This window comes from Bacteroidota bacterium (assembly GCA_030706565.1).
Lineage (GTDB): Bacteria > Bacteroidota > Bacteroidia > Bacteroidales > JAUZOH01 > JAUZOH01.
Genome location: JAUZOH010000117.1, coordinates 1 through 10,212, shown reverse-complemented (window position 1 = coordinate 10,212; position 10,212 = coordinate 1). Strand labels below are relative to the sequence as shown.

The following is a 10,212-nucleotide window of genomic DNA, read 5'->3' as shown; positions in this document are numbered from 1 at the left end:
GAAAGCTCTGAACCATTATTCTGTAAAATTGCCATCGGTTATTATTCTGGACAACTTTAGAGCTGCAGTTGTCATCAGTCTGGAAGAAACAGGTTATAAAATTGAAAAAATCGTTTTTAGCAAAGAAAGCGACCTGTCTTATAGCGAAATTCTGGGGCGTAAGGATAAAATCTACAAAATTATCGAAATGATTAATGAAATAAACCGGAACATTATGCAGGAAAGCCTTCAGAAAATCTATAATCCGGGGAATAAAAAATCCTAATTTTGCTAAAGGGAAATTTTCGGATTTTAGGGTAAAATTGATCAGAAAAAGTTTTTTGTTTTGATCATGACCCGGCAGTAACCCGAATAAATTAACATGCACATTTTCTCTGGTGGGTCTGAAGGTTGAGGCTTTCAAGGGCCTTAATTTTAAAATTATTTAGGATGAAAAAAATCGCTTTCTTTTTGTGTGTTGTTTTTAATATTTTTTCTTATTCAATTGATGCCCAGAAACAATTAACGACCTCATCGGCTAAGGCAGCCCGTTTGTATGAAAAGGCATTATACCTTCTGGATACCCACAACGATAAGGAGGCTGTCAGGTTATTGACCTCAGCTGTAAAAACCGACCAGCGTTTTATAGAAGCATATCTGGTTATGGCTGAGGTATATATGGATAATAACGATCTAACAGATTGTATTAAAAATTATAAAACCGCAGTGACTATAAACCCGTCTTTTTTCCCTGCTGCTTATTTGAATTTGGGAAAAGCCGAATATTCATCCGGCAGATATGCCGATGCGGAAGCTGATTTAAAAGAATATCTCAAAATGAATATACAGGCCGGAAAGGAGAGGGCATCTGCTGAAAAGTTGCTTAAATATTCGGAATTTGCTTTAAATTCCTTACAACATCCAGTGCCTTTTAATCCCGAAAATCTTGGCCCTAAAATTAATACCCGTTATGATGAGTATTGGCCGAGTTTGTCTTCAGATGAAAAACAACTGGTATTTACCAGGCTGGTACCTAAAAATCTTATGGATACTTCCATCTCTTATAACCGTCAGGAAGATCTTTATATGAGCAGTTTTGAAAATGGTTCCTGGGCTATGGCTCAAAATGTGGGATTTCCGCTCAATACTCCGGATAATGAAGGTGCACAATCGGTCTCTGCTGATGGAAAAACTCTTTATTTCACTGCATGCAACCGGCCCGGTGGACTGGGATTATGTGATATTTATGTTTCCTTTAGGAAGGGGAATCAATGGTCTGTCCCGCAGAACCTTGGCGCACCGGTAAATTCCAGGTTTAAGGAAACCCAGCCGTCAATTTCCTCAGACGGAAAAACACTTTATTTTGTGAGCAGCCGCCCCGGTGGTAAAGGAGGGTTGGATATTTGGAAAAGCACAAAAAATGAGGATGGAAGCTGGGGATATCCCGTAAATCTTGGCGACAGCATCAATTCTCCGGGCGATGAAGAATCTCCCTTTATTCATGAAGATAATAAAACACTTTATTTCTCTTCCAACGACCGTCCGGGCATGGGCGATTTTGACATTTATGTTTCAAGGCTGAATGGAAGAGGAGAATGGACACAGGCAAAAAACCTGGGCTATCCCATCAATACATTTAACAAGGAAGAAGGCTTGATCGTGAATGCGGCAGGAACCAAGGCGTATTTTTCATCTGACAGGCTGGGGGCTGATGGACGTGATATTTACTCGTTCGATCTTTATAAGGAAGCTCGTCCACTGGCTGTTTCTTATGTGAAAGGGAAGGTTTATGATGCCGATTCCGGCGATCCGCTTAAAGCTCATTTCGAACTTTCGGACCTTGACTCTTCAAAGCTTTGCATCGAAGCTCAGTCGGACAGTCTGAACGGGGAATTTTTTGTTTGCCTTCCTGTTGGATGCAATTATGGGCTAAATGTTTCGAAACCTCATTATTTGTTCTATTCCGATAATTTCGCCCTCAAACAAATTCACGAATTTAAAGAGCCATTTTTGTTGGATATCCCGCTTCAGCCGGTCAAACCGGGTAAAAGCATAATATTGAAAAATATTTTCTTTGCAACAGATTCTGCCAATCTTGAAAATGAATCATTCGTTGAACTTAACAAGGTTCTGCGGTTTATGAAGGAGAATTCATCAATAAAAATTGAGATCAGCGGCCATACCGACAATACCGGATCAGCCGCTCATAATCAGGATCTTTCCATGAGACGTGCAAAAGCTGTGGTGAATTACCTTGTCTCCAAAGGTGTTGATTCAAAACGTGTTGTTTTTAAAGGTTATGGAGAAACACGACCCATAGCCTCCAATGATAATGAGGCTGGTAAAGCTCAAAACCGGCGTACCGAGTTTAAAATTCTGGAGTAGGAATTGACTAATGCCCTGAAAATATTTAAAATGCCATTTTTATATTCCCTTAAAAAAGGACTTATTTTAGGGAAGTGCACATTTTTTTATATTTTTGCTTAACTATATAAATTGAAAAATATGATAGCGGAAAATCAGCCTAAAGATAAATTCCTGTCAAAAAGATGGTTGCGAAATTATTCTTTGATTGTAATTGGCTCATTTATTTTAGCAGTTGCTTATGTGTATTTTATTACACCTTATAGAATTGTTCCTGGGGGTGTATATGGCATCAGTATTGTAATCCATTATTTAACTCCCCATGTGTTTGCTTTTGCCCCTGAAGGATTCCCGATTGGATTAATGGGGTTGCTGTTAAATATCCCTCTGACCATATTGGGCGTGAGAATTCTCGGGCCTTTGTTTGGGGTAAAAACAGTTGTAGGATTTGTACTTTCTTCATTTTTTATTGATGGGCTAACAGCAATTTGGGGTTATCAACCTTTGGTTCCCAATGATGCATTATTATCTTCTATTTTTGGCGGTGTATTATCTGGGTTTGCTTTAGGTTTGATATTTAAGGCAAAAGCAACCTCAGGTGGTTCCGATATTGTTGCCATGATTTTTGCCAAATATACCAGGCTTCCTTTGGGGCAATTGATGATCTATGTCGATTCCACAATTGTGTTGGTCGGATTGATCGCCTTTGGCGATTGGAGGATTCCTTTGTATTCCTGGATCGTAATTTACGTTACCGGTAAAGTGATTGATGCAGTCATGCAGGGTATCGGTTATGACAAGTCCCTGCTGATTATTTCAGACCATTACGAGGAAATCAGGCATAAGATATTATTCGATCTTAGCCGTGGAGCCACTGCTTTGAAAGCCGAAGGCATGTATGAAGGAAAAGAAAAAAAAGTGATTTTTACCAATGTGAGCCGCCGGGAACTGGCAATTTTACAGGAATATATTAAGGGAATAGATGCTGATGCCTTCCTTACTGTTTTTGATGCCAATGAAATTATTGGCAACGGGTTCAAGACATTTAGTGATTTATAACTATATTCCTGGAAGTAGTACCTGATCAATGTCAATTTCAAATCCGCATTTGAAATGGTGTAAGGGACATTCTTTTTTTCCGTGAATTCCACAAGGCCTGCATTCCAGGGGATGGTTTATTTCTGCTAACTTCGACCTGGAAGAAAGAGGGCCAAAGCCGAATGAAGGCACTGTAGAACAAAAAAAGGCTGTAACCGGTGCATCCATCGAGGATGCAATATGAAGAGGGGCTGAATCGTTTACATAATTCATTGCCGCATGGCTCATCAATGCTGCAGTTTCCAAAAAGCTGAGTTTCCCTGCCAAATTTGTACAATTTGTCTTTCCTGACTGCTCTATGATGTTTTCACAACTTTCATAATCCGGCTTGCCTCCAATTAATAAAACAGAATACCCGGCCGGAGTTTTGCGGATAAGTTCTATCCATTTGCTTACTGGCAGTTGTTTGGTAAACCATACAGAACAGGGCGCAACACATATATAGGCTTGTGATTGCCAGGGTGCTACTTTTATGAATTCTTTTTCTGAAGGGTATAACCTGGGCTTCATTACCGGTTCATCTGTAAGATGTGCAATAAGCCCTTGATTTCGTTCTATTTCATGTTTGCCATTGCCAAATTCATGTTTAATTGTCCGGGTGAAAAAAATGCTTAACGGATTGTTGTCAAAACCGGTTTTATTTCTTGCCCTTTGAAAAAGACAAATCAATCCGCTTGAAAAATAACGGTGGCAGTTGATTACTTCATCGTATTTCGTTTTTCTTAAAAGCCGGATGGTTTTAAGTAAATTTATGAATTTATCTTTCCCTTTGTCCCAGATATAAAGTTGATTCAAATAAGGGTGATTGAAAAGTAATCCTTCATTGCCTTTTCTTAGCAGAAAGTCTATCTTTGCTTCCGGAAATTTATGGTGAATATTCTCTATTAACGAGGTAGCCAGGATGACATCGCCGATAAAAGCAGTTTGAATAATCAGAATTCTATTCATAAATGGTTATAAAATGGCAGTTTATCAGGCTAACATAGAGAAATAAAAAAGCCTGTTAATTTTTTGCCAAAATTAACATTTGTAAAGTACACTGAATAAAATAGAGCATTAAATTTTTAAATAGTTATGGGTAAAATTACCTGGAAACCCGGAACAATGATCTATCCATTACCGGCAGTAATGGTAAGTTGTGGCGATAGCGTGGAAAATTATAATATTATGACCGTTGCCTGGACAGGGACCATCTGCACAAATCCGCCTATGTGCTATATTTCTTTACGCCCTGAAAGACTTTCGCATGAACTGATCAGCCGTACCAGAGAGTTTGCCATTAATCTTACCAATGCCGATTTGGCTTATGCCACAGATTGGTGTGGGGTGAAATCGGGCAGGGAGGTGAATAAGTTTGAAGCAATGAAACTTACTCCCTTAAAGGCTGAAATTATTAAAGCACCTCTGATTGCAGAATCTCCTGTAAATATTGAGTGTAGGGTAAAGGACATCCTTCCCTTAGGAAGCCATGATATGTTTATTGCGGAAATAGTTGCCGTTCATGCAGATGATCAGTATTTTGATCCTCAAACCGGGGTTTTTAATTTGTCGCAAGCTCATTTGATTTCTTATTCCCATGGAAAATATTACGTCTTGGGCAATGAAATAGGAAGATTCGGGTTCTCTGTAAAGAAGAGAAAAAGAAACAAAAAAAATTATTAGGTCCTTTCTGCTGATTTTTTTAACTAAAGTTTTTTTTAAATTAAAAAAATAACAAATTTGAATGAAATTTTAAAACCCAATTGGAATGGCAAAAACTAACCCTAAAATGAAAAACAATCCCAACAAAATTGCCCCAGACAAAAATCATGCTGTTGGAAAAAAATCACAAAATCAACACATTACCACTACTCCGGCCGATCTTCTTGGCGTTTGCGACAATTATTTTGCGAAACACCTGAACACAATTTTCTGGATATCTTTAATCTTAACTTGTTTTTTCGGTTTTCTGCTTTTCGATTTGAAAGTTAGTATGACCGGCGATGATTCGACTTATATACTTCGGGCAAATGATTTTGTGCACCATTTCGTATATCCTTCATTCCAGGGGCCAATGTATCCTTTATTGATAAGTCCGTTACTTTTAATCTTCGGTATAAATCTGCCATTGCTTAAGCTTTTTTCATTTCTGTGTATGGCAGGCCAGGTTTATTTTATTTACCGGGCATTCAAAGGAAGGATTTCTGCAACTATATTAAGCTTTGTACTTTTGTTTTCAGGCATGAACGGTTATCTTCTTTATTATGCCAGTCAGACTTATTCAGAGGCATTATTCATGCTTCTGCAGGCAATTCTCTTTTGCCTGGTTGCACGGTATTTTATTGTCAATGATGACATAGAAAAGGAAGATTATAAAACCTCTTATAAAAAATACTTATGTGTAGGGGCTGTTTTATTGATGATTGGTTTGACGCGAACAATTGGATTTGGCGCAGTTCTTGTTCTGCTTTTCTTTTTATTGGTTGCTAAGAAGTGGAAATCATTACTTGGAACTTTTGCTTCTTTCTCTGCTTTAACTTTAGTTTTTGAACTTCTGAAGAGATTATTGTGGAAATCCAGTCAGTTGCAATTTTCAACCCAGGGAAATGGCCTGATGTTAAAAAATTATTACAATCCATCTGAAGGAAAAGAAACTTTAATGGGTTATATTCAAAGACTTATAGATAATTCACATCTTTATCTTTCCAAACATTTTTATACTATTTTAGGCCTGAGGCCTGATGATCCCACTATTGAAATTGCGCCCTTCCTTACTTTTGTGCTGGTGGTTTTATTGGTTGTGGCTTTTTATATGCTGTACAAGAAAAATAAGATGTTGCTGTTTACCGGTTTATATGTGACGGGCCTATGCTGTCTTACATTTGTTGCACTTCAGAAATCTTGGGATCAATCCCGGTTGATCGTGATCTATGTCCCATATATATTGATTTTCATCTTTTCAGGACTTTGGGCACTGGCAAGGACAAAGTCATTTAAAGGTTTTCAAATAGTCTTACCCTTCTTACTGCTCATTCTGTTTTTTACGAATTTTAAGCGGACCACGGATAAAACAAGGGTAAATAAAGAGATCCTCAGCCAAAACCTGAAGGGAGATGTTACTTACGGATTAACCCCAGATTGGGTGCATTACATAAAGATGAGTAAGTGGGCATCACTTCATCTTCCAAAAGAGAAAGTAATTGCCTGTAGAAAACCTGCTATTTCGACTGTTTATGGCAACGGAAGGTTTTTTTATGGTATTTTCCAAACTCCTTTATGGGAAGCAGATACGGTTGTTGCCAATTTCGTAAAACGGAATGACGATATTGTTGTAATGGATAATAATGAATTTGAAGCAAAGAAAGTATCTGCAGATATTTTTTATACCCTTTGCCAGTTCAATGTATCGATGATAGTTACCAATTCCAGAATTTACACCCTGTATCAATTCCCGAAAGATAAAAAAGCCGATTATATCCGTTTGCTCAATTATTTCAAGCTTAATTATTCGAACAATCTTCAGGAGTTTTATACAAATCTCAAGAAATCTAATACCGAATGTTATGTTGAAAATGCGGATTATCTTCTTGGCGATTTAGTGAAAAATAATGTGGGATATATTTTGATGGCCAGCTTAAGAAAATATGCACAGCAGAAAACTGAATATATCGTTGATACTATGCATCGTTATGTATATTTTATTCAACTAAAATACCCCACTATTTTCAAGAAAGTTTATCAAGTAGGTGATGATAATGATGAACCTGCATGGATTCTTGAGGTTAACCCTCCTCAATTGGCAAAGAAGTAGTACCATAGTGTGGTAGGGCAGAAGATAGATGTTTTATATTTGGAGGAAAATTTGATTTGTTCTGGAATGAGTTGTAACCATTTTTTAAAGGAAAAACAGGATTTCGATTTAGATGCACCTGAAACAACGCTTTTACACAGGGATCTGGTATTAAAAAAACAGTTTCTTAAAAAATTGTATGAAGAGTGGTATGGTACTTTTATCGACAAGTTAAACAAACTACCTGAAGGTAAAATCATTGAAATTGGGGCAGGGGGAAGTTTTTTGAAACAGTTAAGGCCGGATGTAATTACTTCGGATATATTACCTTTACCAAACTGTGATATGACATTTTCGGCAGAAAATATACCTTTCCCTGATCAGAGTGTTTCTGCTATTTTTATGATGGATGTCCTGCATCATATACCCCACGCCGAAGACTTTTTTAAAGAAGCGCAAAGGGTCCTTGTCAAAGGGGGGATGATTTTTATGATAGAACCGGCAGACACGATTTTTAGCCGGTTTATTTATACTCATTTCCATCATGAACCCTTTGACCCTAAGGTCAAAGAATGGTCGTTTCCATCATCCGGCCCGCTGTCCGGGGCAAATGGCGCTTTGCCTTCCATTATTTTCAGACGCGATCTGGATAAGTTTGAACTTTTGTTTCCATCGTTAAAGTTGAAAAGTATCAGATTTCATACGCCTTTCCGTTATCTTCTTACGGGCGGGTTATCATATAAATCATTGGTGCCGGGTTGGAGTTTTAAACTTGTTACTATCTTTGAGAAATTATTTACGCCGGTATTTCCTTTAACCGCGATGTTTCAGACTATAGAAATATCAAAATCCAAGGACCAATAAAATCAGATGCTATGATGCGAAAAACACGTAAGGAAATTTTTTATAACTACTTTGAGAATTTTGCTCCTGCCTATACCCATTATAGAAACCGATATAAATATTACTGGAACGATATTTCAAATTATACGAATTTTTTTGTCACTGAATCGGACAGTGTTTTGGAAGTGGGATGTGGTACCGGTGGTACAATTTCAAAACTTCACTGCCAAGATAAGGTAGGAATTGATTTCAGTCCCAAGATGATTGAAATAGCCAGGCAGGAACACCCGGATATTGATTTCTTCTTAATGGAAGCCGAGAATATCAGCCTGGACAGGAAATTTGATGTGATTATCCTGTCTAATGTTTTGGGGTATTTTGATAATGTGCTGGATGTTTTGGCTTCTGTCAGAAAAGTATGTAAAGAGAATACCAGGATTTTCATCACTTACTATAATTATTTTTGGGAGCCGGTTTTGCGTTTGGGCGAATTCCTTGGGTTAAAAAAGCATAGTCCCCATCAAAACTGGCTTACTACATCTGATATTCGAAACCTCCTTTATCTTTCGGATTTTGAAGTTTTCAGAACAGCCAAAAGAATACTTCTGCCTGTTAATATTCCTGTGATTTCTTATTTCTTTAATAAAATATTGGGCAGACTGCCGCTGATCAATGCCTTGTGTCTGAATCAATTTGTGTTTGCCCGTCCTGTTCATGGAGTGGAGCCTGATGTTGATGAAAAATATTCGGTTTCTGTTGTGATTCCGGCTCGTAACGAGAGTGGGAATATTGAAAGTGCCATAAAAAGGATACCTTCCTTTGGAAAACACGTCGAAATTATATTTGTAGAAGGAAATTCAACCGATGACACCTGGGAGAAAATCAAGGAGATGCAACAGAAGTACAGCCATGTTGATATTAAAATAGCCAGGCAGGAGGGAAAAGGTAAAGCCGATGCCGTTCGCAAAGGCTATTCGATGGCCATGGGCGATATTTTGATGATCCTGGATGCTGACCTGACCGTTTTGCCTGAAGATTTGCCAAAGTTTTATTATGCCCTGGCTTCGGGTAAGGGAGAATTTATTAATGGTTCGCGACTGGTCTATCCCATGGAGAAGCATGCCATGCGTACCCTGAATACCTGGGGCAATATGTTTTTTAGCAAGATGTTTTCCTGGTTATTGGAACAACCCATAAAGGATACGCTTTGTGGAACGAAGGTAATGTTCCGCAGTGATTATGAAAAACTGACTGCCAACCGTAGTTTTTTCGGCGACTTCGATCCTTTTGGAGATTTTGACCTGCTGTTTGGCGCTTATAAATTAAATCTTAAAATAATTGATTTGCCCATCCGTTATCAGGATCGTCAATATGGAGATACCAATATTTCCCGTTTCAAGCATGGTTTCATTTTACTGAGGATGTGCTTCTTTGCAATGGGGAAAATTAAATTCCGCTAATTATTTTACATTGATTGTTAAGATACTTTCAGCATAAGGGACTCCGGGTTTACTTTTATCATAAAGTGAAAATTTTAAAAGTATCTCTGTCCCTTCAAATCCTTGTGGTATAAAATAGTTGCCGGTAAATGTGGCTGTATCCGAAGGAGGAGAAAATGTTATGGTTTTTAACAATCTCCAGTCTGCATCAGCAACCTTATCTGCTACTTTTAAAGAATCAATCTGGACGGGAGCTGCAAGCTTTAATTTAAGATTGACAGTTGACGGGGAACTTGCCTCTATAGTGGTTTTGGATGGCTCTATGAATGCAATTGTCGGAGTTTCTTCATTTTTCTTGCAGCTTAAAAGGCAGATAATAACGAAAAACAGGAAAAAACTTTTACTTTTTATATCATGAGCTTTGATTTTCATACTTCCCCACTATTTGTCTTAAACAAAGATAGAATTTTTTTATTTAACCTGTAATCCGGTTAATCCTGTCTCAGTAATTTTTTGATAAAATTTCAATTAGTTTGAAGTGGTTTGAAAGTTGTTTGATAGGGTTTGAGGTGGTTTTTGATATATTGAAATTGTTTGAAAATCTGTAAACCAGGGATCAGTTCAAAAACCATGTGGAGAGAAAAAATCAGGCATAGATTTTAGTTAAACGGAATAAAAAGAACCTGGTATCACTTACTCCCCGAAGAACAGTACGGAAAG

The 10,212-nt window shown here is 37.7% G+C and carries 9 protein-coding genes; 7 read left to right on the top strand and 2 right to left on the bottom strand.

All coding sequences use genetic code 11. The annotated features are described in order from the left end of the window. The 3 genes from Q8907_07905 to Q8907_07895 all read left to right on the top strand — a co-directional run. A partial coding sequence (locus tag Q8907_07905; protein ID MDP4274185.1) for a hypothetical protein occupies positions 1–265 on the top strand: 265 nt, incomplete at its 5' end. Between the two features lie 164 nt (positions 266–429). Continuing rightward, on the top strand, positions 430–2,364 hold the full coding sequence (locus tag Q8907_07900) for an OmpA family protein (protein ID MDP4274184.1): 1,935 nt from the start codon (positions 430–432) through the stop codon (positions 2,362–2,364). 120 nt (positions 2,365–2,484) lie between these two features. Then, complete coding sequence (locus tag Q8907_07895) at positions 2,485–3,402, top strand: YitT family protein (GenBank protein ID MDP4274183.1); 918 nt, start codon at positions 2,485–2,487, stop codon at positions 3,400–3,402. Here the strand turns inward: Q8907_07895 and Q8907_07890 are convergent, their stop codons facing one another. After that, on the bottom strand, positions 3,403–4,389 hold the full coding sequence (locus tag Q8907_07890; GenBank protein ID MDP4274182.1) for a glycosyltransferase family 9 protein: 987 nt from the start codon (positions 4,387–4,389) through the stop codon (positions 3,403–3,405). It abuts the gene before it with no gap. A gap of 126 nt (positions 4,390–4,515) precedes the next feature. Between Q8907_07890 and Q8907_07885 the strand changes: the two genes are divergently transcribed. The 4 genes from Q8907_07885 (at position 4,516) to Q8907_07870 (ending at position 9,513) form a co-directional block, all read left to right on the top strand. Next, on the top strand, positions 4,516–5,103 hold the full coding sequence (locus Q8907_07885; protein MDP4274181.1) for a flavin reductase family protein: 588 nt from the start codon (positions 4,516–4,518) through the stop codon (positions 5,101–5,103). An 85-nt stretch (positions 5,104–5,188) separates the two neighbouring features. Continuing rightward, complete coding sequence (locus Q8907_07880) at positions 5,189–7,231, top strand: hypothetical protein (protein ID MDP4274180.1); 2,043 nt, start codon at positions 5,189–5,191, stop codon at positions 7,229–7,231. Positions 7,232–7,297: 66 nt separating this feature from the next. After that, positions 7,298–8,074: a class I SAM-dependent methyltransferase gene (locus Q8907_07875; protein ID MDP4274179.1), complete on the top strand. Its 777-nt coding sequence runs from the start codon at positions 7,298–7,300 to the stop codon at positions 8,072–8,074. A gap of 11 nt (positions 8,075–8,085) precedes the next feature. After that, the gene (locus Q8907_07870) at positions 8,086–9,513 is read left to right on the top strand and encodes a bifunctional class I SAM-dependent methyltransferase/glycosyltransferase family 2 protein (GenBank protein ID MDP4274178.1); all 1,428 of its coding nucleotides are present in this window, start codon (positions 8,086–8,088) and stop codon (positions 9,511–9,513) included. Here Q8907_07870 and Q8907_07865 read toward each other — a convergent pair whose 3' ends face one another. Beyond that, the gene (locus Q8907_07865) at positions 9,514–9,924 is read right to left on the bottom strand and encodes a hypothetical protein (protein MDP4274177.1); all 411 of its coding nucleotides are present in this window, start codon (positions 9,922–9,924) and stop codon (positions 9,514–9,516) included. Positions 9,925–10,212 lie beyond the last annotated feature (288 nt).

Excerpts from the sequence above, each read along its gene's own strand:
- Q8907_07885 (MDP4274181.1), top strand. The coding sequence starts at position 4,516 with ATGGGTAAAATTACCTGGAAACCCGGAACAATGATCTATCCATTACCG.
- Q8907_07895 (MDP4274183.1), top strand. The coding sequence starts at position 2,485 with ATGATAGCGGAAAATCAGCCTAAAGATAAATTCCTGTCAAAAAGATGG.
- Q8907_07880 (MDP4274180.1), top strand. The coding sequence starts at position 5,189 with ATGGCAAAAACTAACCCTAAAATGAAAAACAATCCCAACAAAATTGCC.
- Q8907_07875 (MDP4274179.1), top strand. The coding sequence starts at position 7,298 with ATGAGTTGTAACCATTTTTTAAAGGAAAAACAGGATTTCGATTTAGAT.
- Q8907_07870 (MDP4274178.1), top strand. The coding sequence starts at position 8,086 with ATGATGCGAAAAACACGTAAGGAAATTTTTTATAACTACTTTGAGAAT.
- Q8907_07865 (MDP4274177.1), bottom strand. The coding sequence starts at position 9,924 with ATGAAAATCAAAGCTCATGATATAAAAAGTAAAAGTTTTTTCCTGTTT.
- Q8907_07890 (MDP4274182.1), bottom strand. The coding sequence starts at position 4,389 with ATGAATAGAATTCTGATTATTCAAACTGCTTTTATCGGCGATGTCATC.
- Q8907_07900 (MDP4274184.1), top strand. The coding sequence starts at position 430 with ATGAAAAAAATCGCTTTCTTTTTGTGTGTTGTTTTTAATATTTTTTCT.